This window comes from Tsukamurella sp. II2bb (genome assembly GCF_057815145.1).
Genome location: NZ_JBYPZI010000002.1, coordinates 406,586 through 433,266, shown reverse-complemented (window position 1 = coordinate 433,266; position 26,681 = coordinate 406,586). Strand labels below are relative to the sequence as shown.

General features: G+C 73.7%; 23 protein-coding genes. 13 read left to right on the top strand and 10 right to left on the bottom strand.

Annotated features, from left to right (window positions below):
- Nucleotides 1–86: 86 nt before the first annotated feature.
- Together AC21LY_RS08110 and AC21LY_RS08105 are read right to left on the bottom strand one after the other, a co-directional pair.
- Entirely contained in the window at nt 87–1,523 is a 1,437-nt protein-coding gene (locus AC21LY_RS08110) for an NAD(P)/FAD-dependent oxidoreductase (protein WP_489045894.1), read from the bottom strand.
- A 72-nt stretch (nt 1,524–1,595) separates the two neighbouring features.
- A complete protein-coding gene (locus tag AC21LY_RS08105) occupies nt 1,596–2,168 on the bottom strand; it encodes a CGNR zinc finger domain-containing protein (RefSeq protein ID WP_489045893.1) in 573 nt (190 codons plus the stop codon).
- 84 nt (nt 2,169–2,252) lie between these two features.
- Here AC21LY_RS08105 and AC21LY_RS08100 point away from each other — a divergent pair, with 84 nt between their 5' ends.
- The gene (locus AC21LY_RS08100; protein ID WP_489045892.1) at nt 2,253–3,266 is read left to right on the top strand and encodes an EamA family transporter; all 1,014 of its coding nucleotides are present in this window, start codon (nt 2,253–2,255) and stop codon (nt 3,264–3,266) included.
- Here the strand turns inward: AC21LY_RS08100 and AC21LY_RS08095 are convergent.
- The gene (locus AC21LY_RS08095) at nt 3,166–3,684 is read right to left on the bottom strand and encodes a GNAT family N-acetyltransferase (protein WP_489045891.1); all 519 of its coding nucleotides are present in this window, start codon (nt 3,682–3,684) and stop codon (nt 3,166–3,168) included. The two genes, AC21LY_RS08100 and AC21LY_RS08095, sit on opposite strands and share 101 nt — an antisense overlap.
- 92 nt (nt 3,685–3,776) lie before the next feature.
- Here AC21LY_RS08095 and AC21LY_RS08090 point away from each other — a divergent pair, with 92 nt between their 5' ends.
- The gene (locus tag AC21LY_RS08090; protein ID WP_489045890.1) at nt 3,777–4,649 is read left to right on the top strand and encodes an ATP-grasp domain-containing protein; all 873 of its coding nucleotides are present in this window, start codon (nt 3,777–3,779) and stop codon (nt 4,647–4,649) included.
- A gap of 146 nt (nt 4,650–4,795) precedes the next feature.
- Nucleotides 4,796–5,524 (top strand): PadR family transcriptional regulator, encoded by a 729-nt coding sequence (locus tag AC21LY_RS08085; protein ID WP_489045889.1) that lies wholly within the window; start codon nt 4,796–4,798, stop codon nt 5,522–5,524.
- Here the strand turns inward: AC21LY_RS08085 and AC21LY_RS08080 are convergent.
- The 3 genes from AC21LY_RS08080 to modA are packed head-to-tail and all read right to left on the bottom strand — an operon-like array spanning nt 5,490 to nt 8,019.
- On the bottom strand, nt 5,490–6,485 hold the full coding sequence (locus AC21LY_RS08080) for a sulfate/molybdate ABC transporter ATP-binding protein (RefSeq protein ID WP_489045888.1): 996 nt from the start codon (nt 6,483–6,485) through the stop codon (nt 5,490–5,492). The two genes, AC21LY_RS08085 and AC21LY_RS08080, sit on opposite strands and share 35 nt — an antisense overlap.
- On the bottom strand, nt 6,473–7,246 hold the full coding sequence (locus tag AC21LY_RS08075) for an ABC transporter permease (RefSeq protein ID WP_489045887.1): 774 nt from the start codon (nt 7,244–7,246) through the stop codon (nt 6,473–6,475). The genes AC21LY_RS08080 and AC21LY_RS08075 overlap by 13 nt, the downstream gene beginning before the upstream one ends.
- Nucleotides 7,243–8,019 carry a molybdate ABC transporter substrate-binding protein gene (gene modA, locus AC21LY_RS08070; protein ID WP_489045886.1) on the bottom strand — a complete coding sequence of 259 codons (777 nt, stop codon included), beginning with the start codon at nt 8,017–8,019 and terminating at the stop codon, nt 7,243–7,245. Before modA ends, AC21LY_RS08075 begins: the two co-directional genes overlap by 4 nt.
- Before the next feature lie 49 nt (nt 8,020–8,068).
- Here modA and AC21LY_RS08065 point away from each other — a divergent pair, with 49 nt between their 5' ends.
- On the top strand, nt 8,069–8,503 hold the full coding sequence (locus AC21LY_RS08065) for an acyl-CoA thioesterase (RefSeq protein ID WP_489045885.1): 435 nt from the start codon (nt 8,069–8,071) through the stop codon (nt 8,501–8,503).
- Here the strand turns inward: AC21LY_RS08065 and AC21LY_RS08060 are convergent.
- Entirely contained in the window at nt 8,500–9,012 is a 513-nt protein-coding gene (locus AC21LY_RS08060; RefSeq protein ID WP_489045884.1) for a DUF1990 domain-containing protein, read from the bottom strand. The two genes, AC21LY_RS08065 and AC21LY_RS08060, sit on opposite strands and share 4 nt — an antisense overlap.
- Before the next feature lie 19 nt (nt 9,013–9,031).
- Complete coding sequence (locus tag AC21LY_RS08055; RefSeq protein ID WP_489045883.1) at nt 9,032–9,880, bottom strand: DMT family transporter; 849 nt, start codon at nt 9,878–9,880, stop codon at nt 9,032–9,034.
- Nucleotides 9,881–9,961: 81 nt separating this feature from the next.
- Between AC21LY_RS08055 and AC21LY_RS08050 the strand changes: the two genes are divergently transcribed.
- The 6 genes from AC21LY_RS08050 to AC21LY_RS08025 are packed head-to-tail and all read left to right on the top strand — an operon-like array spanning nt 9,962 to nt 20,635.
- Nucleotides 9,962–10,390 (top strand): type II toxin-antitoxin system Rv0910 family toxin, encoded by a 429-nt coding sequence (locus tag AC21LY_RS08050; RefSeq protein WP_489045882.1) that lies wholly within the window; start codon nt 9,962–9,964, stop codon nt 10,388–10,390.
- A gap of 33 nt (nt 10,391–10,423) precedes the next feature.
- Nucleotides 10,424–11,230: an HAD family hydrolase gene (locus AC21LY_RS08045; RefSeq protein ID WP_489045881.1), complete on the top strand. Its 807-nt coding sequence runs from the start codon at nt 10,424–10,426 to the stop codon at nt 11,228–11,230.
- Nucleotides 11,231–11,261: 31 nt separating this feature from the next.
- The gene (gene recC, locus AC21LY_RS08040) at nt 11,262–14,576 is read left to right on the top strand and encodes an exodeoxyribonuclease V subunit gamma (RefSeq protein ID WP_489045880.1); all 3,315 of its coding nucleotides are present in this window, start codon (nt 11,262–11,264) and stop codon (nt 14,574–14,576) included.
- A complete protein-coding gene (locus AC21LY_RS08035; protein ID WP_489045878.1) occupies nt 14,576–17,944 on the top strand; it encodes a UvrD-helicase domain-containing protein in 3,369 nt (1,122 codons plus the stop codon). Before recC ends, AC21LY_RS08035 begins: the two co-directional genes overlap by 1 nt.
- On the top strand, nt 17,941–19,746 hold the full coding sequence (gene recD / locus AC21LY_RS08030) for an exodeoxyribonuclease V subunit alpha (protein WP_489045877.1): 1,806 nt from the start codon (nt 17,941–17,943) through the stop codon (nt 19,744–19,746). Before AC21LY_RS08035 ends, recD begins: the two co-directional genes overlap by 4 nt.
- Before the next feature lie 7 nt (nt 19,747–19,753).
- Nucleotides 19,754–20,635 (top strand): hypothetical protein, encoded by an 882-nt coding sequence (locus AC21LY_RS08025; RefSeq protein ID WP_489045876.1) that lies wholly within the window; start codon nt 19,754–19,756, stop codon nt 20,633–20,635.
- Here AC21LY_RS08025 and AC21LY_RS08020 read toward each other — a convergent pair.
- A complete protein-coding gene (locus tag AC21LY_RS08020; protein WP_489045875.1) occupies nt 20,632–21,681 on the bottom strand; it encodes a zinc-binding dehydrogenase in 1,050 nt (349 codons plus the stop codon). The two genes, AC21LY_RS08025 and AC21LY_RS08020, sit on opposite strands and share 4 nt — an antisense overlap.
- 163 nt (nt 21,682–21,844) lie before the next feature.
- On the opposite strand from AC21LY_RS08020, the gene AC21LY_RS08015 reads away from it, so the two are divergent.
- Entirely contained in the window at nt 21,845–23,845 is a 2,001-nt protein-coding gene (locus AC21LY_RS08015) for an HNH endonuclease signature motif containing protein (RefSeq protein ID WP_489045874.1), read from the top strand.
- A gap of 63 nt (nt 23,846–23,908) precedes the next feature.
- On the opposite strand, the gene AC21LY_RS08010 is transcribed toward AC21LY_RS08015, so the two are convergent.
- A complete protein-coding gene (locus AC21LY_RS08010) occupies nt 23,909–24,199 on the bottom strand; it encodes a YiaA/YiaB family inner membrane protein (protein WP_489045873.1) in 291 nt (96 codons plus the stop codon).
- 178 nt (nt 24,200–24,377) lie between these two features.
- Between AC21LY_RS08010 and AC21LY_RS08005 the strand changes: the two genes are divergently transcribed.
- Both AC21LY_RS08005 and AC21LY_RS08000 read left to right on the top strand, forming a co-directional pair.
- On the top strand, nt 24,378–26,051 hold the full coding sequence (locus tag AC21LY_RS08005; RefSeq protein ID WP_489045872.1) for a DUF4407 domain-containing protein: 1,674 nt from the start codon (nt 24,378–24,380) through the stop codon (nt 26,049–26,051).
- Nucleotides 26,052–26,119: 68 nt separating this feature from the next.
- Complete coding sequence (locus tag AC21LY_RS08000; RefSeq protein ID WP_489045871.1) at nt 26,120–26,647, top strand: NfeD family membrane protein; 528 nt, start codon at nt 26,120–26,122, stop codon at nt 26,645–26,647.
- Nucleotides 26,648–26,681 lie beyond the last annotated feature (34 nt).

The window sequence follows — 26,681 nt, the reverse complement described above, 5'->3', positions numbered from 1 at the left end:
CCTCTGTAGAGGAGGGAGAAAGAAGGAGAAGTACCCGCCCTTTGGCTCTGTCCCCCCGCTCCTCGCGTCTCCTGGTGACCGTCTGGTCAGCCGGCCTTCTCGGCGTCCTTCGACGGTGCCGCGGCCGGGGCCTTCGGCGCCGACTTCGGCAGCGCCTTCGTCGGCGAGCTGGTGTGCACGGGCGGGATCGCCTTCTTGGCGCCCGTCTGCAGGGCGTCGAGCGCCGTGCGCGCGTAGACCTGCTGCTCCGTGATCGTCATCTGCCCGCGCTTGTTCGTGAGGAAGGTGATCGCCCACGAGGTCAGCGTGATCACGCGGTTCTGGTAGCCCACGATGTACCACAGGTGCAGGGCGAGCCAGCCGAGCCAGGCGAGGAAGCCGCCGAACTCGAGCTTGCCGACCTTGGCCACGGCACTCGCCCGCGAGACGGTGGCCATCGAGCCCTTGTCGAAGTACTTGAAGGGCTTGCGCTCGGCGGGGGACTGGCCCTCGAGGCCGGCCTTGATCGCCTTCGCCGCGTAGGTGGCGCCCTGGATGGCGCCCTGGGCCATGCCCGGGACACCGTCGACCAGCATCATGTCCCCGACGACGAAGACGTTCGGGTTGCCGGGGATCGTGAGGTCCGGCAGGACCTTGACCCGGCCCGCGCGGTCGGTCTCGGCGCCCGACTGCTCGGCGAGGATCGCGCCGAGCTTACTGGCGGCGACGCCCGCGGACCACACCTTGCACTGGGCCTCGATGCGGCGCTCGGTGCCGTCCTTCTCCTTGACGACGAGGCCGTCGGCGTCGACGTCGACGACCATCGCGTTGAGCTGGATCTCGACGCCCATCTTCTCCAGCCGCTTGGCGGCCATGGTGCCGAGCTTCTCGCCCATCGGGGGGAGCACGGCGGGCGCGGCGTCGAGCAGGATGACCCGCGCCTCAGTGGGGTCGATGTTGCGGAAGGCGCCCTTGAGGGTGTTGTCCGACATCTCGGCGATCTGCCCGGCCAACTCCACGCCGGTGGGGCCGGCGCCGATCACCACGAAGGTGAGCAGACGCATGCGCTCCTCGTGGTCGTGCGAGAGCTCGGCCTGCTCGAAGGCGCCGAGGATGCGGCCGCGCAGCTCGAGGGCGTCGTCGATGGTCTTCATGCCGGGCGCGAACTCGGCGAACTGGTCGTTGCCGAAGTAGGACTGATCCGCACCGGCGGCGACGATGAGGCTGTCGAAGGGCGTCACGGTGGTGCGCTCGAGCAGGTGGCTGGTGACCGTGCGGTTCTCCAGGTCGATGTCCGTGACCTCGCCCAGCAGCACCTCGGCGTTGCGCTGCTTGCGCAGGATCATCCGGGTGGCGGGGGCGATCTCGCCCTCGGACAGGATGCCGGTCGCGACCTGGTACAGCAGGGGCTGGAACAGGTGGTGGGTCGTCTTCGCGATCATCGTCACGTCGACATCCGTGCGCTTGAGGGCGCGGGTGCCGAACAGGCCACCGAACCCCGAACCGATGACGACCACCTTGTGGCGGTGCGATCCCTCGCTCATTACTCTCGTCGCTCCTGGTTGTGCGTCGATGCCGGGATCCCCGGCGTGTGCAGTACTACCGTAGTCGCCTGCTCAGTCCCCGTCGCGTCGCCCGCCCGATGTGGTCGTGGCGCGGCGCTCCCGGTAGGCGGCGACGTGCGTGCGGTTGCCGCAGTTCCCCTCGGTGCAGAAGCGACGGGAGCGGTTCTTCGACAGATCGACGAGGACCCGGTCACAGTCGTCGGCGGCGCAGGCCTTGAGCCGGTCGACGTTGCCGCTGCGCACCAGGTCGACGAGGGCCATCGCGAACTCGGCGCGCATCCGCACCGGGATCGGCGCGTCGTCCGGGGTGAAGTGCAGGTGCCAGTCCCAGTTGCCGTGCCGGGTGAGCCAGGGCTGCTGCGGGGTGGCCGCCAGCATCTCGTTGACGATCGCCGCGACCCGGTCCGGATGGCCGGCCGACCAGGCGTTCGCGAGCTCCGCCCGGAGGGTGTGCACCGGCTGCAGATCGCGGGAGCCGGCGTTGCTCCACCCGGTGAACTCGTGCCGGCGCAGGTAGTCCTTGAGCGCCGCGACCGTGGTCAGGGTGTCGACGCCGTCGTAGTCGGAGTTCACCAGCTCGGCCGCCATCACCAGGGACGGCTCGGTGTCATGGGCGAACTTCATTTGACTCCTTACGTGGGCCGCCGGTACTGTCACCAGTGTAGTTCATTTCACTCCTTACTGATCGCGTATTGTCGGAGGTGACGCATGGGTCGGGGTATCGCAGTCGCACTACTGTCGGGATTCGCGTTCGCGATGTCCGGCCCGTTCGGCAAACCGCTGCTCGCCGCGGGCTGGAGTCCCGCCGGGGTCGTGCTGGTCCGGATCTGGATCGCCGCGCTCGTGACCGGCGTCCCGATGCTGCTCTTCGCGCGCGATCGGCTCGCGACCCTGCGGCGCGCGCCCTTCACCGTGCTCGCGTACGGCATCCTCGCCGTGCTCGGTGTGCAACTCGCGTACTTCAACGCCATCGCGCACATGTCGGTCACCGTCGCGCTGCTCATCGAGTTCTCGGCGCCGCTGCTGGTGCTGGTGTACCTCTGGGCGCGGTTCGGGCAGCGCCCGACGGCGCGCACGGTGCTCGGCGCCGCGCTCGCGGTGGCGGGGCTGATCGCCGTCGTCGGCGCGGCCTCGGGCGGCGCGGTCGTGACGCCCATCGGCCTGGCCTGGGCGTTCGTCTCGCTGGTCGGCCTCGCCTCGTACTTCCTCCTGGCGGAGGACGGCACGCGGGCCGACGTGATCGACGTGCCGAGCGCGCAGAAGCCCGGCGTCGACCAGCTCGCGCTGGCCGTGGGCGGCCTGGTGGTGGGCGGGCTCGTGCTCTCCGTCACCGCGCTGGCCGGGATCACGCCGGTCCGGATGTCGACGCAGCCCGTGGTACTCGGCGGTCTCGGCACCACACCCTGGTGGGTGCCGGCGGTGGTGATCGGGGCGATCGCCACGGGGCTGGCGTACGTGGCGGGCATCCTCGCCATCAACATGGTGGGGCCCACGCTGGCCTCGTTCCTCGGTTTCTCCGAGGTGATCGCGTCGGGGATCGTCGCCTGGTTGATGCTGGGGGAGGCGCTCACGCCGGTGCAGATCGGGGGCGCGGTCGCGATCGTCGTGGGGGTGATCGCCGTCAAGCAGGGCGAGCGGCGCGGAGCCCGCGCGGCTGCGCGGCAGGACGTGCCAGCCAATCGGCGCGATGGAGTTCGTACTCCACCCGTGCGTACGGTGTGAGATCCGCCTCGGCCTCGTCGCCGAGGTCGATCTCGTCGTGCAGGGACTCCCAGTCGAGCATCGCGATGTCCAGCTGCTGCATGCCCAGCCCCGCCAGGACCCGGCGGGAGGCGAGGTTCGACCACGCGGTGGAGGCGTAGATCCGGGCCGTGAGTCCGTGGTCGAAGGCGTGCCCGACGAGGGCGTGCGCCGCTTCGGCGCAGAAGCCCCGTCGACGGTGCTCGTCCGCGACGGAGTAGCTCAACTCGAGCCCGCGGACCCGGCTGTGCCGGGATGCGCGCAGGGCGATCCGCCCGAGTGTCCGGCGGCTGTGCCGGTCGACGATGTGGAACCTGCCGTCCGATTCGCCGACGATGCCGGAGACGGGGGCGAGGTGCAGGCGAGCCGTCTCGATGTGCACGCGCAAATCACCCCTCACAGTGCTCAGCGTAACCGGTCGGCCTCGGTGTGCCGTGCACTTCACGCGGGTGTCGCGACGCCCGGCCCGCTCCGGCTGCCATACTGTCCGGCGTGACGTACCGAATCGCTCTTGCCACTTCCGCGGCGCAGCCGGACACCGACGACCGCGGCCAGGAGATCCTCTCCGCCCTCCGCGCCGCCGGCCACGAGGCCGAGGCCGCCGTGTGGTCCGATTCCGCCGTCGACTGGGAGCAGTTCGACGCGGTCGTGATCGCCGGCGCCTGGGACTACGCGCAGCGCTACGACGACTTCCTCGGCTGGGCCTGGCGCGCTGCCTCGCACACGTTGGTGCTCAACCCCGAGCCCCTGGTCCGCTGGTACGCGGACAAGCGCTACCTGCGCGACTACGAGTCCGAGGGCATCCCCATCGTGCCCACGCAGTTCATCACGGTGCACGACGCCACGCTCGATCACGACTACCTCGGCACCGAGCACGTGGTGCGCCCGTCGATCAGCGGTGGGCTGGCGGAGTCCTTCCGGTTCGGCCCGGGGGACGACGACGCGAGCCGCGCCAAGCTCGACGAGATCAAGGCCAGCGGCAGCAGTGTGATGGTCTTCCCGTACTCGGTGGAGGCCGGCGGCGTCTCGCTGGTGTACATCGGCGGCGAGTTCAGCCACGCCTTCGGCCGCGATCTGGCGGCCGAGCTAGCCGCCGACGCGGCGGACGGCCGGCCCGCCGAGGTTCTCGTCGACGCCGAGCCGACGGAGGCGGAGCGCGCGCTCGCCGAGGCCGCGATCAAGCCGATCGATCCGGCGAACCCGCCGCTGTACGTCCGCGTGGACCTCGTCCGCACCCCCGGCGGCGATCCGGTGATCCTCGAGGTGCAGGTCGTCCAGCCCGACCTGCACCTCGAGCGTCTCGACGACGGCGCGGAGAAGTTCGCGCAGGCGGTGATCGCGCGGATCGCCGCGGCCGAGGCCTGACCGGCGCCCTTCTCGCTCCGAAGCCCCCTTCCGACGTTCGGACGGGGGCTTCGTCGTCGTTGGGGGTTGCCATTGCGACTATCGCGATATATCGTGAACGCATCGGGTCGCGGAACATGCGACCCCCTACCGAAAGGAGTGCCACCATGCGTAGGCACACTCACGATGAACAGCGTTTCGAGGGCCGGGGCGCCCACCTGTGCGACGACCGGTTCGAAGGTCGCTTCGGCGGCAGGTTCCGGCAGGGCGGCTTCCCGGGCGGTCCCGGCTTCGGTCCGGGCGGTCCGGGCCCGTTCGGCCCCGCGGGCCGCGGCGGTCCGATGCACGACGGTCCCGGACGTGGCCCCGGAGGCCATCGCGGCCGGGGGCGCGGGCGTCGCGGCGTCCAGCGCGGCGACGTCCGGATCGCGGTCCTGCGGCTCCTCGAGACCGAGCCGATGCACGGCTACCAGATCGTCTCCTCGATCGAGGAGCGCACGGCCGGGGCGTGGAAGCCCAGCCCCGGCGCGATCTACCCCACGCTCAGCCAGCTCGAGGACGAGGGCCTGATCACCATCGAGCGCGAGAACGGCCGTAAGGTCGCCACGCTCACGGAAGCGGGCCGCGAGTACATCGAGACCGCTCTCACCGATGCCCCGGACCCCTTCGCGGGCTTCGACGGCGGCTCGGCCGAGCGGGGCCACCTCCGCGAGACGCTGCGCGAGCTGCACGAGGTCACCCGCCGCGTCGCACGGACCGGCACCGCCGAGCAGACGGCCGCCGTCGACACCATCCTCGGCGACGCGATCAAGCAGGTCTACCTCCTGCTCGCCGGCGTCGACCGCACGCCCCCATCCGCGGCTACCGAGGATCCGGCGCAGCCGGACGAGCAGTAGCAGCGCGCCGGGCCCGCGCCGGGTCGGGGTGCAGCCGGACGGCATCGCCGGGGTGCAGATCCCGGTAGCGCTCCGCCGGCAGCTCCGCGACCAGCGCGGTCCCGTCCTCGGCGGTGGCGGTCACGCGGCAGTGCCCGCCCGCCACCGTCACCTCGACCACGGTGCCGGGCACCCCGTCACCGTCCGGCCCGTCGACGCGCACCGCGTCGGGCGGGAAGACCCACAGCCCTTCGCCGTCCGGCAGCAGGTTCATGCCCGCCAGTCGGGCGGCGAAGGGCGTCGCGGGGGAGAGCAGCAGGTCGGCCGCCGGCCGGTGGTCGGTCACCCGGCCGTCCTCCAGGACCGCGGCCTCGTCGGCGAGGGCGACGACGTCCGCGGCGTCGTGCGTGATGAGCACGCACGTCCGGCCGGCCAGCAGCGCCCGCAGCAGCGAGCGCACCTCCGCGCGCGCGGAGACGTCCAGCGCCGAGAGCGGCTCGTCGAGCAGCAGGACCTCCGGCTCCGCCGCGAGCGCCCGCGCGAGCGCGACCCGCTGGGCCTGCCCGCCGCTCAGCTCGTGCGGCCGCCGGTCCGCGAGGTGCTCCGCGCCCACGGCCGCGAGCCAGTGGTCGGCCGCGGCCGCCGCCGCCCGACGGTGCGCGCCCGCGCTCCGCGGCGCGAAGGCCACGTTCGCGCGCACCCGCAGGTGCGGGAACAGCCGCGCCGTCTGGCGCAACAGCGCCACCCGCCGCCGATGGGCCGGCACCGAGACGGCACTGTCGAAGACCGTGCGGCCGGCGACGGCGATGCGTCCGGAATCGGGCCGGACCAGGCCGGCGACGGCGCCCGCCACCGTCGACTTGCCGGCGCCGTTGGGGCCGAGGAGGGCGAGGGTGCGGCCCGCGGGCACCGCGAATCGCGCCTCGACGCCGCGGTCGGCGACGGAGACGTCCACCGCGAGGCCCGGCGTCATCTCCGCCATGCCCGCACCCCGTAGACCGCGGAGACGATGACCGCCGCCGCGGCGAGCAGTACCAGCGACAGCGCCACCGCGGCCTGGGGATCGGTCTCGTTGCGCAGGTAGATCTCCAGCGGCAGGGTGCGGGTGGTCCCCGCCAGCGAGCCGGCGAAGGTGAGGGTCGCCCCGAACTCGCCGAGCGCCCGGGCGAAGGTCAGCACCACGCCCGAGGCGACCGACGGCAGGACCAGCGGCAGGGTGACCCGGCGGAGCACCGTCGACGGTGCGGCGCCCAGCGTCGCCGCCGTCTCCTCGAAGTCGGTGCCGAGCGTCCGCAGTGCGCCCTCGACGGCCAGCACCAGGAAGGGCAGCGCGACGAAGGCCTGGGCGAGCACCACGGCCACCGTCGTGAAGGCGATGTGCCCGCCCAGCCCGGCGTACTGGCCGACCAGGCCGCGCCGGCCGAAGGCGTAGAGCAGCGCGATGCCGCCCACCACCGGCGGGAGCACCAGCGGCAGCAGGACCAGCGGCCGCAGCACCCCGACCAGCCGGGACCGGCTGCGCGCGAGGATCACCCCGAGCGGAACGCCGAGCACGACGCAGACGCCGGTCGCGGCCACGGAGGTCTGCAGCGAGAGCACGAGCGCGGTCCGCGAGTCCGCGGATCCGACCAGCTCGCCGAACCGCGGCCAGTCGACCTTCGCGACGATCGCGACGAGCGGTACCAGGACGAAGGCCACGCCGAGCGCGGCGGGCAGGACGATCCAGCGGGGGTATCCCCTCACGGCGCTCCGAAGCCGGCGTCCGCGAGCGCCGCCCGGCCCTCGGGGCCGCGGACGAAGTCGACGAACCGCCGGGCGCCCGTGGTGTTCTTCGCGGCGGTCAGCGGCGCGATGGGGTAGACGTTGACGGCACCGTCGGCCTGCGGGAAGTCGACGGAGCCGACCGCGCCGTTCGTCCCCCGGACGTCGGTGCGGTAGACGAGGCCGGCGTCGGCCTGCCCGTGCCGGACCTTGGCCAGCACGCTGGAGACGGAGTCCTCCTCGCTGACGGGCTTGAGGGTGACGCCGGCGGCCCTGGTGACCTTCGCGGTGGCGACGCCGCACGGCACCGGCTGCGCGCAGACGACGACGGTGACGCCGGGCCGGGCCAGGTCGGTGAGCGAGCGGATCCCCTTCGGATTCCCCGGGGCGGTGGCGATGGTGAGCAGGTTGGTGGCGAAGGGCTGCGGGTCGGTGACCAGCGCGGCGGCCTTGGCCTTGTCCATCGTGGGGGTGTCGGCGGTCGCGAAGACGTCGGCGGGCGCGCCCTGCGTCAGCTGGGTCAGCAGGCCCGAGGAGCCGCCGAACGAGAACTTCACCGTGGTGCCGGGGTTCCGCGTGCCGAACTGCGCGCCCAGCTTCTCGAAGACGCCCTGCAGGCTGGCCGCGGCGTAGACGACGACGGTGCCCGACGCCGCCGAGGGGGAGGCGGAGGTGTCGGCCGGCCCGGTGGACGGGGAGCACGCGCTGAGGCAGACGGCGAGGACGGTGGCGGACAGTGCTCGTGTAGCGCGCATCGCATCTCCCGGTCGAGGGCGTGGAATGTTCGTGGTCGACAATAATCCCATGGCAGGTCACGAGGTCGAGGTCCCGCTGCGGTGGTCCGATATGGACGCACTCCGGCACATCAACAACGTCGCGATGCTGCGGCTGCTCGAGGAGGCCCGTGTCCGGTTCCTGGCCGAGCGGGTGTGGCGGCCGGGGACGCCCAGGGCGAACGTCTTCGTCGCCCACCACGAGATCGATTACCTCGCGCCCCTGCTGTACTCGCCGGAGCCGGCGCGGATCGTCCTGCGCGTCACCCGGATCGGCCGATCGGGTTACGACCTGGGCTACGAGGTCTTCAGCGCCGACGGTGCCGCGGTCGCGATCGCCGAGACCTCGATGGTCGTCGTCGACGGTGACGGTCGCCCCGCGCCGATCCCTGAAGAGTTGCGCACCGGACTCACCGAGCTCCTCGGCGACCCGATCCCCTTCCGGCGCCGCCGCACCGAGCCCTAGCAGCGCACCGCCGCCAGGTACCGCCGGGTCATGACGGCCTGCAGCAGGCGCCCCACGGGCGCGCCGAGCCGCGTGTACCAGCGCCCCGGGCGGGAGAAGGCGACGATGACGGCGACCACGGCACCGTCGGGCCGCAGCTCGACGGAGAAGAACTCCTCGCCGCTCTCCGGGTGACCCGGCAGGGTGCCGTAGGCGAACCCCGCGCGGCCGGGCTCGTCGACGACGTGGACCACGCGACACGGGATCCGGATGCGGCCGAACAGCGGCGTGCTCATCACCATCACCGTTCCGGGCTCGGCCCGGGGCGTGCTCGCCCGCACCCGCAGGCCCGCGCCGCGTTGCATGCCGTAGCTCAGGATCGAATCGCGGACCGCCGCGAAGTCCCGCGGGCCGCGACCCACGACGCGCTCCGCACGCACGACGTGCGCGTCGGCGGGCGGGGTGCCGCGCGTCGCGCCGACCTCGGCGTAGGTGAAGGGTGCGTGCGCCAGTGCCGCGAGCTCCGTCATGCCGCCCGACGGTACGCCGCTACCGCCGGGCGAGGCGCGCCGCCGCGACGGCTCCGACGACACCCGCGGCGATCACCGTCAGGCCGCGCGCGCCGGTCAGCGTGACGGACTCGTGCAGCACGACCGCGCCGAGGGCCGCGGCGCACAGCGGCTCGGCCAGCGTGATCGCGGGCAGCGAGGCAGAGATCGGGGCGGGCTGGAAGGCCCTCTGCTGCAGGTACATCGCCCCGATCCCCGCCAGGACCAGGACGTACAGGCGCCAGTCCGTGAGCAGCCGCGCGGTGTTCGCGAGCGGGTCCGCGTGGTCGTACGACGTGAGCACCGGCTTGGTCAGCACCGTCGCGACGCCGAAGAGCACGCCCGAGGCCACGCCGAAGGCGAGCGCCCGGGACGGGCCGGGCACCGACCGGATCAGCCCGGCCCCGGTGGCGGCGGCCGCGACGATGCCCACCACGGCGAGCGCGGGCAGCCACGCGGCGCCCGGTGCATCGGCCACCCCGTCCGTGGGGCGGCCCGCGATGAGGAAGACGGCGAGCGCCGCGGCGAGGACGAGCGCGTACGCCCACTCGCGGGCGGACACGCGAGTCCGGTTGAGCAGCGCGGAGACCGGCAGCGCGAACAGCAGCGCGGCCACGATCAGCGGCTGCACGATCAGCACCGGGCCCAGCGCCAGCGCCCACGCCTGGAAGCCGTAGCCACCGAGGTCGCCGAGCAGGCCGAGCCACCATCGGGGCCGGCGGATCAGCTGGGTGAGGAGCGGCGCGCCCTCGGCGACGCTCGCCGCCTCCGTCTGCTGCGCGGCCGAGCCGCACGCGAACAGGAACGCGGCGATGAGGGCGAGGACGACCGAGGACGAGGTTGCGCTCACGGTTGAAATCTACGCTCGGGTCACGGTGCGTCGGCGGCACAGGATAGGTTCGACAGCAGCAACTGGTGAAGGAGGACGACGGTGGCGAAGGTCGAGAGCAGGGTCGAGGTGGCGCTCACCCCGGACGTGGCGTGGGCCAGGGCCGCGGACCTGCAGACCCTCCCGCAGTGGGTGACCCTGCACGACGGCTGGCGCGGGCCGCTGCCGGACCTCGCGGAGGGCGCGAAGATCACCTGCGTGCTGAAGGTCAAGAACTTCCGCAACCGCGTCGACTGGACCGTCACCGAGTACGACCCGCCGCGGTCGCTGGTGCTCGACGGCAGGGGCGCCGGAGGGACGAGGTACAAGCTGACCGTCACCGTCGTGCCCGCGGGTGACGGGTCGACGATCGCCTTGCGCGCCGACCTCGGCGGGGCGCCGCTCTTCGGCCCCATCGGCGCCACGGTGGCCCGGGCGCTCCGGGGCGATATCGCCGAATCGCTCGCGATCTTCCGGCGGATGTTCGAGTAGCGGCGCGGCAGCGGGAGGCGGAGGGAGAGTGACGTGGAGCTCACGGATCTGGTCGGCGCGGCGGTCCGGGGTGGCCTGACCTGGGGCTCCGACACGCTCGCGCGGCTGCGCCATCGCGCGGGCATCGACGGCCCGCGGCCCTGTGCGGGCCTGGTCCTCGATGTCGATGACACGCTCGTCGACACCGACGCGGCGCTGCGGGTCGCGGCGCGGGCGGCGGCGCTCGAGGTGTGGCCGTCGACGAGCGCTGCGGCGCGCGAGCGCTTCGCGGAGGCCTTCCTCGCCGACCCGGAGGGCGTCGTGGGCCGGTATACGGTGGGGGAGCTGCGCTTCCACGAGATGCGCAAGGCACGGATCGCCGTCGCCGCCGACCGCTCGGGACTGCTGTGGGAGGCGCGCCGGTACCGGCGCTTCTGCAGCGGCTTCGATCCCGCCTTCGCCGCGGCGCAGCGCCTGTACCCCGACGCGATGCCCGCCGTCGAGGCGGCCGTGCGCTGGGGGATCACCGTGGTGCTGCTGACGAACTCGTCGACGCCCGCGACCCGGATGAAGCTTCAGGTCCTGGGCATCGCCGACCGGTTCGACAAGGTCGTGACCACCGACACCCTCGGCGTCGGCAAGCCCGACCCCCGGATCTACCTGCACGCCTGCGAGCTGGCAGGCGCCGCGCCCGAGGACTGCGTCGCGGTGGGGGACAACTACGACTACGACGTGGCGGCCGCCCGTGCCGCGGGCCTGCGCGCGCTGTGGCTCGACCGGTCCGGGACCGGCGTCGGCGGCGAGCCGCCCGCGATCCGCTCGCTCGCCGAGCTGCCCGCCGCCCTGACCCGCGCGGAGTGACTTGTCGGACGCTCGTGTTAGAACTGCCCCCATGCTCACGGTGCACAGGTCCGAACGCGGCGACGTCCTGCTGGACGCGCTCGCCGAGGTCCTCGCGGTGCCCGGCGCCGATCCCTTCGTTCCGGACCTGATCGCGGTCCCCGCGCGCGGCGTCGAGCGGTGGATCATCCAGGGGCTCGCCTCCCGGCTGGGGATCGCCGCGAACATCGATTTCCCCACGCCCGCAGCGCTCGTGGCCGATGCGGTCGGCGCCGCCTCGGGGACCTCGCCCGACGAGGACCCGTGGCGCGGCGAGCGGCTGGTGTGGCTCGTGCTCACCGCGATCGACGCGATGGCCTTCGAGCCGGACGGGGCGGTACTGGCCCGGCACCTCGGCGTGTCCCGGCCCGGCGGCTGGGCCGAGCAGCCCGGCCACCGGCCGCGCCGCAGGTACCCGACCGCCGAGCTCCTGGCCGGCCTGCTGCGCTCGTACGGCGCGAACCGGCCCGGCATGCTCGTCGACTGGGCCGCCGGCCGCGACACCGACGGCCTCGGGGGAGAGCTGCCCGAGGACCTGCGCTGGCAGGCCGAGCTGTTCCGCCGCGTCCGCGTCCTCGCGGGCGCGCCCAGCCCTGCCGAACGCCTCGACGCCGCGTGCGCGCGGCTCCGGGACGAGCCGGGCCTGGTAGCGCTGCCCTCGCGCCTGTCGGTGTACGGCCCCACGCGCATCCCCACCGACCAGCTCGCCGTCCTCGGCGCGCTCGCCGCGGGCCGCGAGGTGCACCTGTGGCTCCCGCATCCGAGCCCGGCCCTCTGGTCCGCGCTGTCCGACGGTGCCGCCCCGCCCGCCGGGCCCGTGCCTCGCACCGTCGGCGCGCCGACGGCCACGAACCCGCTTCTCGCGTCCCTCGGCCGCGAGGCGCGGGAGCTGCAGAGCCGCGTCGCGCCGCTCGCGGATGCCGATCTGCATCATTCTGCCCCCGCGCGCCCCGCGACCCTGCTGGCGGCGTTGCAGACGTCGGTCGCCGCCGACGAGCCGCTGGCCGGGGAGCACGCGCCCGACGGCTCCGTCGAGTTCCACGCGTGCCACGGGCCCGCCCGCATGATCGAGGTACTGCGCGAGCGGCTCGTGCGGCTCTTCGAGGACGATCCGACGCTGCAGCCGCGCGACGTCCTGGTCACCTGCCCGGACATCGAGACCTATGCGCCGCTCATCCGGTCGGCGTTCGGCCAGGCGGTGGTGGGCGCCGACGGTGCCGACGGCTCCGGTGAGGCGGTGCACCCGGCGCAGCGACTGCGCGTGCGGCTGGCGGACCGGGCGCTGCGGTTCACCAACCCGCTGCTCGACGCCCTGGTCACCGTGTTGGAGATCGTCGACGGCCGCGCCACCGTCGCGCAGGTGCTCGACCTCGCCGCCTCCGAACCGGTGCGCCGCCGGTTCCGGTTCAGCGACTCGGACATCGAGCGGTTGCGCGGGTGGGCGGGCCCGTCGGGCGCGCGCTGGGGCCTCGACGCCGCGGGCCGCGAGCGCTACGGACTCGGCGGCTTCCCGCAGAACACCCTCGCGACGGCGCTCGACCGCATCGTCCTAGGCGTGGTCGCCGACGAGTCGTCCGGTCAGTGGCTCGGCCTCGGGCTGCCGCTCGATGACGTGGACTCCACGGACATCGATCTGGTGGGGCGCTTCGCCGAGTTCCACGCCGTGCTCACCCGCGCGGCCGCCGACAGCCGGGGCCGGCGGCCGGCCCGCTCGTGGGCCGAGGCGCTGCAGCGGCTGCTCGGCGAGGTGGGTGCGGTCCCCGCCGCCGATTCCTGGCAGGTCACCCAGGCGGCACGCGAGCTCGCCGCCGCGCTGCGCGACGGCGCCGATCGTGACCTCACCCTCACCGAGGTCCGGGCCATGCTCGCCTCGCGGCTCGCGGCCAAGCCCACCCGGGCGAACTTCCGCACCGGCGAGCTCACGGTGTGCACGCTGGTGCCGATGCGCTCGGTGCCGCACCGCGTCGTCGTGCTGCTGGGCCTCGACGACGAGGTCTTCCCCCGCTCCACCCGCTACTCGGGTGACGACGTGCTGGGCCGCACCCCGTGCGTCGGCGAGCGGGATCCGCGGGCCGAGGACCGCGAACTCTTCCTCGACGCCGTCACCAGCGCGACCGACCGGCTGCTCGTCTTCTACACCGGGGCGGACCCGGTGAAGGGCACGCGCCGGCCGCCCGCCGTCCCCGCCTCGGAGCTGCGGGACGCGGCGCAGGCGCTGCTCGCGGACCCGGCGGCCCCCGGGCTGGAGTACCGGCATCCGTTGCAGCCCTTCGACCCCGTCAATTTCGACCCCGCCGCGTTCGGCCGGGGCGAGCCCTTCTCCTTCGATCCGGCGGCGTACGCGGGTGCCGTCGCGGCCCTGGCGCCGCCCGCCCCGCCTGAGCCCTTCCTGTCCGCACCGCTGCTCGCCGCGGCGGTCGAGGACGTCGACCTCGACGCTTTGGTGCGGTTCTGCGAGCACCCCGTCAAGGCCTTCCTGCGGCAGCGCCTCGGTTTCACGGTCCCCGATGCCGACGAGGAGCTCGCCGAGGCGCTGACGATCGCGCCCGACGGCCTGCAGAAGTGGGACATCGGAGAGCGGATGCTGGCGTCGGCGCTGGCCGGGGTGCCCCCGGAAGCGTTCACGGCCGCCGAGGTGCGCCGCGGCACGCTCCCGCCCTTCGCCCTCGGCTCGGCGGTGCTGGGCGACATCGGGGCCACCGTCGCCGAACTCGCACGCGTCGCCGGACCGCTCATGACCGGCCCCGCGAGCACCGTGGACGTCGCGGTCGATGTCGGGGACGGGCGCAGGCTGGTCGGCTCGGTGCCGTCCGTGCGGCCCGACGGGGTGGTGCGCGCCTCCTTCTCCCGGCTCGCGCCGAAGCACCGGATCGCGGCGTGGATCGCGCTGCTCGCGCTGGCGGGTGCCGGCCACGACGGGGCCGCCGCCGCCGCCATCGGCCGGGCCCGGTTCCGCGGCGTGCTGACCTCCCGGCTCCGGGTACCTCCGGACCCCGTCGCGGTGCTCCGCGAGCTCGTCGACCTGCGCGACCGCGGGCTGCGCGAGCCGCTGCCGCTGTTCCCGTCGGCGTCGGCCGTGTACGTCGAGCGCGGCGCCGCGGGCGCGCCGGGCCAGCAGGCACTCGACGCGGCACGCGCGGAGTTCGAGGGGAGTTTCGGCGACGGCACGGACCGGTCGATCCGGTACGCGCTGGGGGAGAACGCCTTCGAGGACGCGCTCGTCCCACCCGTGGGGGACGAGGCGGCGTTCTCCCGCGCCGGTACGCGGTTCGGGGCCCTCGCAGCCCGCCTGTGGGTGCCGATCCTCGGGCACGAGGAGATGATCTGATGACCACCCGCGAGCCCGTCCTGGGCGCTGTCCCCTTCGAGCTCACCGGCCCGTTGCCGGCCGGGCCCACCAGCACGGTCCTCGAGGCGAGCGCCGGTACCGGCAAGACCTACGCGATCGTCGGGCTGCTGGCCCGGTACGTCGCCGAGGGCGTCGCCGAGCTGGGGGAGATGCTCCTCATCACCTTCTCCCGCGCCGCCACGCAGGAACTGCGCGAACGTGCCCGGGCGCGGCTGCTGTCCGTCGAGCGGGCGCTGCGTGATCCCGCCGCGGCAGCGGCGTCCGGCGACGAGCTGATCCGCCACCTCGCGACCGGCGATCCCGCCGAGGTCGCCCTCCGGCACCGCAGGCTGGTCACGGCGCTCTCGGACTTCGACGCCGCGACCATCACCACCACGCATGGCTTCTGCCAGCGCATGCTCGACGCCCTCGGCCTCGCCGGCGATCTCGAGCCCGGCGCGATCTTCGTCGAGGACGTCGACGACCTCGTCCAGGAGGTGGCCGAGGACGTCTACCTCGGGATGTTCGCCGGCCGCGAGCGCGCGCCCTTCCCCCTGTCCGATGCCCTGATCTACGCGCGCACCGTGGTCGCCAACCCGCGGGCGCGGATCACCCCCGTCGACGCCGAGCCCGGCTCGGAGACGGGGCTGCGCGTCGAGTACGCACGGGTCGTGCGCCGGGAGGTGGACCGCCGCAAGCGGATGGGCCGGCTCCGCGACTTCGACGACCTCCAGGGGCTGCTGCACGACGCCCTCACCGACCGAGAGCACGGGCACCGGGCGCGCGCCCGGCTGCAGGCGCTGTATTCGGTGGTCCTCGTCGACGAGTTCCAGGACACGGATCCCGTGCAGTGGGACATCCTGCACGACGCCTTCCACGGTGCGAGCACGCTCGTGCTGGTCGGCGACCCGAAGCAGGCGATCTACGCCTTCCGCGGCGCGGAGGTGACCAGCTACCTCAGGGCCGTCCGTCTCGAGGGAACCATCAAGCGGGAACTGGACGTGAACCGCCGGTCCGACGCGCCGCTGGTCACGGCGTTGCAGCACCTCTACGGCGATGTGGCGTTCGGGGACCCGCTCATCGTCGCGGGATCCGTCGAGGCGCATCGCGAGACGTCCCGGCTCCCCGGCGGCGCGCCCCTGCGGCTGCGCTACCTCGGATCGAACGGGCTGGGCCCGAAGACCCAGTCCGGCACGCCGTACGTGCGGAACGTGCGTCCCGCCGTCCTCCGTGACGCCGCCGCGGACATCACCCGCACGCTCACCGCGGGTGAGCAACTGGAGACGGAGCCCGGGGAGAGTCGGGCGCTGCGGCCCGGCGACATCGCGGTGCTCGTGCGCAAGAACGCTCACGTCGCCGAACTGCAGTCCTTGCTGCAGGACTACGGCGTGCCCGCCGTGGCCGCGGGCGGCGCGAGCGTCTTCACGACGGCCGCCGCCGTCGACTGGTTGCGCGTGCTGCAGGCCCTGGAGAACCCCGGCCGCAGCGACCGGGCCCGGCTCGCCGCGCTCACCCCGCTGTTCGAGTTCACCGCCCGCGACCTCGATGAGCGCGGCGATGAGCTGGTCTCCGCGATCAGCGGCCGGCTGCGCACGCTCGCCGGGATCTTCGCGCGCTCCGGCTTCGCGGCGATGTTCGACGCCCTCGCCACCAGCTCCCGATTCGACGCGCGGCTCCTCAGCCGCGTCGGGGGCGAGCGGACGCTCACCGATCTGCGGCACGTCGCCGAACTGGTGCAGCACGCCACCGTGACGCTCGGGCTCGGGCTCGCCGCCGCGACCCGATGGCTCGCCGACCGCATCGCCGACCCCGGCCTCGGCGGCACCGCCGATCCCGCGCGGCGGCTCGCGACCGACACCGCCGCGGTCCAGCTGATGACGGTGCACGCGAGCAAGGGCCTGCAGTTCCCGGTGGTCTACCTGCCCTTCGGTTGGGACGACGGTTCCTTCGGCGGCAAGAAGACCTTCGTCTTCCACGACGAGAAGGGCGACCGGCTCATCGACGTCGGCGGCGAGTACGCCCCGGGGTACGCCGACCGGTACGCGATCTCGCAGAAGGAGGCCGCGGCCGAGGAGCTGCGGCTGTTCTACGTCGGCGCCACCCGGGCGCAGTCCCGCCTCGTGCTGTGGTGGGCGCCCGGTACCACCACTCGGAGCTCGCCTCTGCATCGTTTGCTGTTCTCCGACGTGGGCGGCGGCCGAATCCCGGCGGCGCAGGTATCGATTCCCCGCGACGCCGACGTGGGGGCGAGGCTGCGGGAGTGGGCGGCGCCCGTCGCGGCGGCGGTGTCGATCGAGGCCGTCGATCTCGCGGCGCCGAAGCCGGAGCCGTGGCGTCCCGAGGACCGCGCCTACCCGGCCCTCGAGCTCGGCCGTGCCCACCGCCGGATCGACCCCACGTGGCGGCGCACCAGCTATTCGGCGCTCGTCGCCGACGCCGCCCACGGGCCGGCGGAGGCCGCGCCAGATACCGGCAGCGAGCCGGAGGAACCCATCACCGACGACGAGCCGGCCGAGGAGCCGGCGGACGCCGCGGCCCGGGTGGACGGGGCACCGTCGTCGCTGATGAACGGCCTGTCCGGCGGCGCGGTCTTCGGCACCCTGGTGCACGAGATCCTCGAGCACGTCGACACCGGCGCGCCGGATCTGGCGGCGGAGGTGCTCGCCCGGTGCCGGGAGGCGGCCGAGTTCGGCGCCACCGGCGACGATCCGGCGGAGGTCGCCGCCGCGCTGGTCGCGGTGCTGCGGACGCCGCTCGGCACCGGGGACCTCGCGCGCCTGACGCTCGCCGACATCGCGCCCGGCGACCACCTCGCCGAGCTCGATTTCGAGCTGCCACTCGGCGCGGACGACGACGGTGCGGACCTCGGCGCCGCGGCGACCCTGGCCACGATCGCCGACCTGCTGGACGAGCACCTGCCCGCGGGCGACCCGCTGGCCCCGTACGCGGAACGGCTGCGCGAGGTCCCCGGGGCCGCGCTGCGCGGCTACCTCACCGGCAGCATCGACTCGGTGCTGCGGGTGCAGACGCCCGGCGGCCCGCGGTTCACCGTGGTCGACTACAAGACCAACCGGCTGGCCCGGGGCGATCTCACCACCGCCGACTACACGCCGGAGGCGATGGCGCGCGAGATGATCTCCTCGCATTACGTGCTGCAGGCGCTGCTGTACTCGGTCGCGCTGCACCGGTTCCTGGCCTGGCGGGTCCCCGGCTACGCCCCGGCCACCCACCTGGGGGTGGTGCAGTACCACTTCGTGCGGGCGATGATCGGCCCCGAGACCCCGCCGGGTGCCGGGGTCTTCGAGTGGCACCCGCCCGCGGCGCTCGTCGTCGCGGTCTCCGAGGCGCTGGCGGGAGGTTCGCGATGACCGAGACCCTACTGGAGACCTTTGCCGAGGCCGGCGTCCTCGGCCCCGCCGACGTGCACGTCGCGTCCACACTCGGCCGCCTCGGCGGCGAGTCCGACGAGGCCGTGCTGCTCGCCGCCGCGCTCGCCACCCGGGCCGTGCGGCTCGGATCCGTCTGCCTCGAGCTCTCCCGGCTGCGCGACGTGGCGGTCGACGGGGAGGCCGCCGTCGACGTCGCCGCCTTGCCGTGGCCGGAGGACGAGACGGTCCTGGCCGGACTGCGCCGGAGCCCGCTCGTCGTGGGCGGTGCCGCGGGGCCGCTGCGGCCGCTCCGGCTCGTCGGCGACGAACTGCTCTACCTCGACCGGTACCACCGGCAGGAGGAGACGGTCCGCGCGATCCTCGACGCCCGCGCCGGCGCGGCCCCCGGCGTGGACGCCGCGCGCCTGCGCGAGGGCCTGCGGATCCGGTTCCCCGAGCCCGGCCCAGACCGGCAGCGCCTCGCCGCCGCGGCCTCGGTGCTCGGACAGACCACGGTGCTGGCCGGCGGCCCGGGCACCGGCAAGACCTACACGGTCGCGCGGATCCTGGCGCTGCTGTTCGACCAGCACGGCCCTGACCTGCGGGTGGGCCTCGCCGCGCCGACCGGCCGCGCGGCGGCCCAGCTCGCCGGGGAGGTGCGCGCGCAGGGCGTGGCGCTGGGGTTGCCGCGGGAGATCCCCGCGCAGACCATCCACCGGATGCTCGGCTTCAAGCCGGGTACCGCCAGCCGGTTCCGGCACGACGCCGGCAATCACCTGCCGTACGACGTCGTCGTGGTCGACGAGACCTCGATGGTCTCGCTGACCATCATGTGCCGCCTGCTCGAGGCGCTGCGGCCCGATGCCCGGCTGATCCTTGTCGGTGATCCCGACCAGCTGGCCTCGGTCGACGCGGGCGCCGTCTTGGGCGACCTCGTCGCGCGGGGGGTGACCATGGCACCGTCGCCGGAGCTGGAGGCGCTCCTGCAGGACGAGGCCGCGCGCCCGGGCGCCGACGAGGCCGCGCTCGATCCCGCCGAACTGGCGGACGCCGCACGCGGGGTCGTCCGGCTGCGCCGCGGGCGCCGGTTCGCCGGCGCGCTCGGCGACCTCGCCGACGCCGTGCGCCGCGGGGACGCGGACCGCGTGGTCGAGCTGGCGCGCGCAGGTGGTGACGGCGCGATCGAGTGGTGCGAGCCCGACGATCTCGCCGGCCTGCGCGCCGACGTCGAACGGGCGAGCGCGGTCACCGTCGCCGCCGCGCAGCGCGGGTCGGCCGCCGAGGCCGCCGCCGGCGTGCAGCTGCACCGGGTGCTGTGCGCGCACTCGGAGGGCCCGTCGGGGGTGACCCGGTGGGCGCAGCTCGCCGAGGAGTGGGCGGGCGTGCGCGGCGGGGGCGGCTGGTACGCCGGGCAGCCCCTGCTGGTGACCGCGAACGACTACGACACCAAGGTCTACAACGGCGACGTCGGCGTGGTGATCGCGCACGGCGGCGATCCTGCTGACCTGCGGGCCGCTTTCGCGCGCGGCGCGGATGTCGCGCTGCTCTACCCGAACCAGCTCGTCGCGGTCCGCACCGTCTACGCGATGACGATCCACCGCAGCCAGGGAAGCCAGTACGAGGCGGTGTCGGTGGTGATCCCGCCGGCGGACTCGCGGCTGCTCACCCGTGAGCTGCTCTACACCGCGATCACCCGCGCTCGGCAGCGGGTGCGGCTCGTGGGCGGCGAGGAGGCCTTGCGCGCGGGCGTCGAGCGTCAGGTGCTGCGGGCCAGCGGCCTGCGGGGTGACGCTGGGGTATGACTGGGGTATGAGCGAGAGCGGACGGGTCCTCATCCAGGGTGCCGGGGCGGTGGCCGCCGCGGCGGGCGCGCTGCTCGCCGGGACCGGTGCCGAGGTCCGTGCCGCGTCGCGGCGCGACGGGGTGCTCCTCACCGGCATCGCGCCCGACGGTGCCGCCGCCCACGTCCCGGTGGTCGGGTACGCGGACGTGGGGCCCGGCACCGTCGACCTGCTGATCCTGACGTCCGCGCCGGGCGAGCTGGACGACGGTGTCGCGGCGGCGCTCGCGGCCGTCCGGCCCGCGGTGGTCGGCGTGACGAGCCCGGTGATCGGCGACGCGGCGGTCGCGCAGCGTCTCTTCCCCGATGCCGACGTCGTGACGCTCGCGCCCGGGCTGCTGTCCTTCGCCACCGCCCGCGGCACGGAGACGCGGGCCGAGTACTGGGTGCCGCCGCTGGCGCCCGCCTTCGCCGCGGTCGCGGTCGAGGGGTCCGACCGTGACCTGCCGCGACGCCTCGCCGCGGAGTACCCGGGGGTCATCGGGCGGGCGCCGACGCGGGCCGTCGCCGTCGTGGGGGTGGCGATGGTGCCCTACGCGGCCGAGCTGGCGATCGCCGGCGGCGACTGGCCGACCTTCCTACGGCGGCTCTCGCGCCCGGGGAAGGCGATGGCGGAGGCGATGCGGGCGGACGTCGGGATCCCGGCGCCCGCGCCCCCGCCCGTCGTGGTCCGGGCCGTGCTGCGGATGCTCTGCCGGAGAGTGCCCTTCGACTTCCCGAAGTTCGCCGGGAACCACTTCGTCCGGCACGCCGAGCAGAGCCTGCGGATCCTCGACGCCTGGCGCGCCATGACGCCCCGGGCGACCCCCGCCCTGGATTCGCTGCGCGAGGATCTCGCTGCGGCTCTTTAGGGCTGCACGAGCAGGCGGATCGGGTTGCCCTCGTGGCGCTCGAGGCGCTCGATGCCCTCCGCGATGTCCTCCAGCGGCACGATCCCGCTGATCGACCGGGACAGGTCCAGCCGCCCCAGTGAGACGAGAGTCGCCAGGGTCTCGATGTCGACGTTCTTGTAGCCGAGGTGCCCGAGCACCTGCTTCTTGGTCAACCCGAGCATCGTCGTCGATCCCACGGACGGTTCCTGATCGCTCATGCCCACCGAGACCAGGCGCCCACCGACGCCGAGGTGGCCGAACGCCTGCTCGAAGGTGGCCTTGAGGCCGACGGCGTCGAAGGCGACGGCGAGGCCCCGGCCGCCGGTCGCCTCGGCGATCTTCGCGCCCAGCTGCTCGTCCCGCGAGTCGAAGGCGTGGTCCGCGCCGAGGTCGAGTGCGCGCTCCAGGACCTCGGGATTGATGTCGACCGCGATGATCGGCGCCGCGCCGACGAGGCGGGCCAGCTGCACCACGTGCGTGCCGACCCCGCCCAGGCCCCACACCCCGACGGACTCGCCGATACCGACCTTCCCGGTCCGCACCACGGCGCCGTACGGGGTGGACACCGCGTCGGCGAGGATCGCGGCCTGTTCGAGGGGGACGTTGTCCGGCACGCGCGTCAGCCCGGCAGCCTGGGCGACGGTGTACTCGGCCCACGCGCCGTCGTAGGCGAAGGCCATGATCTGGATCTGCGTGCAATCGGCGAAGTTGCCGCGCCGGCAGTCCGGGCACGTCGTGCAGGGTCGGCCCGCGGCCACGACGACGCGGTCGCCCTCGGCCCACCCGGTGACGCCGGGCCCCAGCTTGGCGATGGTTCCCGAGGCCTCGTGCCCCTGCGTGACCTCCGGCAGCATCGCCGGGAAGGTGCCGTTGATCAGGCTGAGATCCGAGTGGCAGATGCCGCAGAACGCGACCTTCACCAGCACCTCGCCGGGGCCGGGCTCGGGGATCGGCACGTCCTCCACGCTGATCGTCCTGGTGTCGGCGTGGAACCGCTGTGCGCGCATCGTCATCGTCTGTGTCATCAGTCCATCGTCGGTGGTCGCCCGGCTGTGGGGGTGGGATCGCGGAGACCGGCGGGGATTCCCGGGGCACGGTCGGACGTTCCGGTTCATATCGAACATGTCGTCGTGGAAATGCCTTGTCAAGCCCTATCGTCGTTCGAATGTGGTCGGTAGAATCGAAGGTATGAGCAGTTCGGATGACGCCTTCACTCTGGGCCGGCGGGTGGTGACCACGCTGCCGGGGGTGTTCGACGGTGTCGTGTCCGAGCTGACTGCCGGTGGTGCGCTCTCGCGGTTGCGGGTGTTGACGGTCGAACAGAACAAGTTGGAGGCGGAACGCTCCGCCGTTCTGACTCGGCTGTACGAGCTCCGCGATGACGCCCGGCGGGTGCGGGAGGCGTCCTCGCGCCGGTTCGTCGATGAGTGGGATGAGTTGGTGGCGGAGGTCGGTGCTGCGCTCGGGGTGGGTCGGATGGCGGCGGGGTCGGCGGTGCATCGGGGGTTGGATCTGCGGGAGCGCTGCCCGAGGTTGTTCGGGTTGTTCGCGTCCGGGGCGGTGGGGTTGTCGGTGGTGCGGGAGGTGCTGCGGGCTTCTGCTGCGGTGCTGGATGAGGGTCTCGCGGTGGTGTTCGATGAGCAGGTCACCGGCTGGCTCACCAACCGGGTCGGGCAGTCGCTGACGGTGGGAGCGGTCGCCGACGCCGCGAGAACGATCCTGACCCGCATCGACCCGGCCGCGGCGCGGCAGACACCACCGGCGGCGCCGCGGAAACGGTTGGAGTTCCACGCCCGCACGGACGGCCTGGTGGATTTGGAGGCGGTGATGCCGAAGGATCAGGCGTTGCGTCTGTCGGCGCAGATCAACCCCGTCGCGCGGTCCGTGTGCCGCGATGACGGGCGGACGCTGGGGCAGCGGCAGGTCGCTGCCCTGGTCGCTCTCGCCGAGGGCTACGAGAGCCTGGGGTGCCTGTGTGGGAAGGACTCGTGTGAGCTGCGGGAGGCCCGTCCGCGGGTCGGGGCGGTGTCGCAGGAGATTCAGGCGTTGGCGGTGATCGTGCTCAACGAGACCGACCTCGCCGACATCCACCCAGCCGAGGCCGATCCGACCACCGCCGCCGGGGATGCTTCGCAGGATCCGGACCTGTTCACCCCCGCCGCATCCGAGTCCGACACCGCTGGCGACACCGACGTGGGCGACGCCGACGAGGCGGACGTTGACAAGGTGGAGGTTGACGACGCCGATGCGGACGCCGCGCTCGCCGACACTGCTGCCGGCTCGGCTGCGAGTAGCGCAGACGTCGACGCCTCGGGCGTCGATGGTGACGGCACCGCCGCTACCGACGTCCTAGGTGCCGATGCTGACGTCGCTGACCCAGGCGCCCAGTGTGATGTCAATGATGCTGATGGTGCGGGCGGTGAGTCCCCTGGGCGAGCGGGGCGTAGTTCCGGGGCGGTGGTCCTCGCCGGGGAGCCGGGGATCACCGGGCCGGTCACGGTCGGGCAGGCGGGGGAGTTGATCGCCGCCGCGCGGACGCAGTGGCGGGTCCTCGGGCGCCGGGACCCCGCGACTGGGGAGATCCATGCGCGGGGTGCGGGTGGGTATCGGCCGACCTGGTATCAGCTACTCGTCATGCGTCTGACATATCCCACGTGTGTCTTCCCCGGCTGTGGTGTGCCGTCGGATCGGTGCCAGGCCGACCACGTCACCGAGTACGACCGCGACGACCCCACGGTGGGTGGGGCGACCACCGTCGCCGGCAGCGCCGGACCGGGAAATCTGGTGCCGTTGTGCGGATTCCACCACCGCATCAAAACCGAAACCGGGTGGCTCTCCGATCTCCTGCCCGATGGGACCGTCGAATGGCGCCACCCCGCCGGCGGGATCTACACCGTCCCACCCGGTACGGCCCGTGAGCTCCTGCCCGGGCTGGAGAAGATCATCTGGGACGCCCCCGACCCCACACCCGCCACACCGAAGAGCCCCGACGGACTCCAGACGGCGGCGAAACGGAAAGCGAAGGCCCGCCGTGCCCTGCGCACTAAGAATCGGCTGCTGCGGCAGCAGCACCGCGAACGCCGAGCTGCCGAAGCCCGGGCCCGGCAGCGGGCGGAGGAACGCGCCGAAGCCGAAGCCACCGGCCAGGCCTACGACGACACCGCGCCGCTCAAACCCCCACCCTTCTGAGGAGCAGAGATGCAGGGGCCCTCAGTGGGACGGCATGGACCGGCCGGCACCGTGCGTGGCGGTTCACTCGAGGCTGCGCAGCGGATCGTGCTCGGCCATGAGCCGGTCGATCCGGGCCTCGTCGACGCGGACGCGGATGCTGTTCGCCTCCTGCTGGTCCCGGACGACCTTCGCGAGGTTGAAGCAGCTGGTGATGAGGAAGAGCGTGCCGACGATCATGAACCCCCGCTGCCACGGGTCCATCGGCAGGTAGAAGGCGCCGATGAGGAGCGCGCCGGACGAGACGGCGAAGGCGATCGCGGACTGGACGAAGTAGGCGGTGGTCGGCTTGGGCGCCGGAGACGGTGTGCTCATGGCATCAGCCTGCTGCGCCGGTGGCCGTGCCGGATGCGTAGAACTACCCGATTCCCCTGCGTAGTCCGCGCCCTAGTCCGCGCTGTGAAAGCGGCCACAGGATTGTGCGGGAACGGGGCCGGGCTGCGATTCTCTGTGAGAGAAGATCGGCGGAGTTCTATCGCGACGAGGAGGCGGCATGACCACGGTCCTGGTTCTCACGGTCATCGCCGTGCTGGTCACCGGCGCGATCGGGCTCGCCGTCGCTGGGCCGGGCCGCCGGGCTGCGCTACCGAGCCGGATCCTCGTCCTCGTCGTCGCTGGGCTCGTGGTCGGCGAGCTCGTCTCGATGCTCGTGCTGAACGGTGCGATCGAGGACCGTCTGCGTGCGGACGCCGAGCGTGCCGCGGCGACGGCACCCGCGGTGCGCGCCGCCCAGACCGACCTGGACGCCGCCCGCGCCGACCGGACCGCGCTCGATACCGCGGTCGCGGAGGCGTCGGGCCGCCGCGACCAGGCGCTCGTCGTGGCACGCTGCGAATACCGGCCGGGCCCCGCCTGCCCGCAGACCTCGATCACCGGGGTCGCGGGCCAGGGGCCCGAGACGCGGACCGCGAATCAGCGGCTCGCCGCCGCCCAGACGGATCTGGACCGGGCGACGGCCGCTCGGGCCACGCGGTCACCCGGACTCGACGCCCGGGTCGCCGCGGCCCGGACCGACCTGCGAGCGGCGCAGGACGAGGCCGTCGCCGGTGCGGACGACGGTCTCGGTGCACGTTGGACGGCGCTCGGCGGCGTCACCGCGCACTCCCCGGCGTCGGCGGCGCTGCGGCTCACGACCGACCTGGTGTGCGTGCTGCTCGCGCTCTTGCCGCTGCTGCTGCGCCTCTGGCGGGGCGACACCGCCCGCGACGTCCGGCGCCGGCAGGAGCTCGAGAGCGAGCGGCTCGCCGCAGCGGCGCAGCTCGCGATCGACCGACGGAGCCAGCAGCGGCGCGTGGAGCTGGCCCTCGCAGAGGACTCGCCCACGCAGGTCCTGCCCGTGGTGGGCGGAGCGGCCCGCGGGGCCGCTGCGCTCGAGGCCGCGGGATTCGAGGCGGTCGCGGTGTCCGCCCGCCGCTACGTCCGTCCGACGCCGCGCGAACCCGCGCCCGACGAGGACTTCCTCCCGATCGCCGCCGCCGCGGAGGCGGCCAGCCTGGCCGCAGCGCAGGCGGCACGCCCTGCCGCAGATCGGCCGGCGGACTCGGCCGGCGGGTGGCCCGACGTGCGGCGGTCTGCCGACGAGTCGCCGACGGGGCCGATCCCCGTCGAACCCGGCACCGCGACCCAACTCGGCACCGCGACCACGGCGCCCGACGATTCCGAGGACCCCGAGCCCGCCGAGGAGGCGACCGTGCCCGACGAGACCGTGCCCGACCAGACGAATCTGCCGGTGCCGGCCAGCACGGCGGAGGTGGTGCCCGCGGCGCCCTCCCGCGAGGTCCGTACCCCCAACCCGTTCGTGCCGCCCGTGCTCGACGAGGCCGCGCGCACGATCGTGGGCTTCGTGCGACCGCTGATGCCGCCGGTCGTGGCGCGCGTCCTCCCTGGTGGCGGGACCCGGACGGTGCAGCAGTCCTACGAGGAGGTCGAGGAGGTCACCTTCTCGATGCGCCGCACGCGCAAGGTCACCGTCGGATCCATCGAACAGAGCGTCCCCGCACCGTCGGACGACGGTGCGCCTACCGCCCCTGGTGTCGACCCCTCCGGCCCTGTTCCGGGCGCCGGGCGCTCGGGCCCCGGCCAGGAGCCGCTCGATGTGGCGTACGAGCCGCTCGACGGCCTGCCCGGCCGCGGTCCGCGCGAGCTCGGCCGCGCGCGCGAGGTGTGAACGGGCGCGCCTCATACGCATTATTTGCTATTCTGCAAACGGGAGATCCGAGCGCAGAGGAGGCGCCCGTGGTTACCGTTTTCGCAGTCTGTGCCGTGGTCGGGATCGTCATCCTGGTCGCGTCACTGATCCTGGGGGACTTGCAGATCGGGGGAGTCGAGGTCGGCAGTGCCGACGCCGGCCTGCCCTGGCTGAGCGCGCCCGCCCTGGCCGCCGCCGTCGGCGTCTTCGGGGTGGTGGGCTGGCCGCTGTCGTCCGGCACCGCACTTCCGCTGCCCGTGACCGTCGGTGCCGCGGCCGTGTCCGGCGTTGCCGCGTACGGCCTGCTGATGCTGGTGCTGCGGGCCATGCGGCGCGCGCAGGCCGGAACCGTCGCCGGGCTCCGAGCGGCGATCGGCACGATCGGCGAACTCAGCATGGAGATCCCGGTGGGCGGCTGGGGGCGCGTGAGCTACATCGACTCCGAGTCGGTGCGCGCGGTCGCCACCGCGATCCTCGTCGATCCGGGCGTCGGGGCTGGTACCGGTGCCCAGGTGCTCATCGTCGACGTCGAGGGCGACCGGCTCGTGGTCCAACCGCTCGACACCCAGGCCTGATCACAAGCGCCGGGCCGTTGCGCCCGGCAGAGGG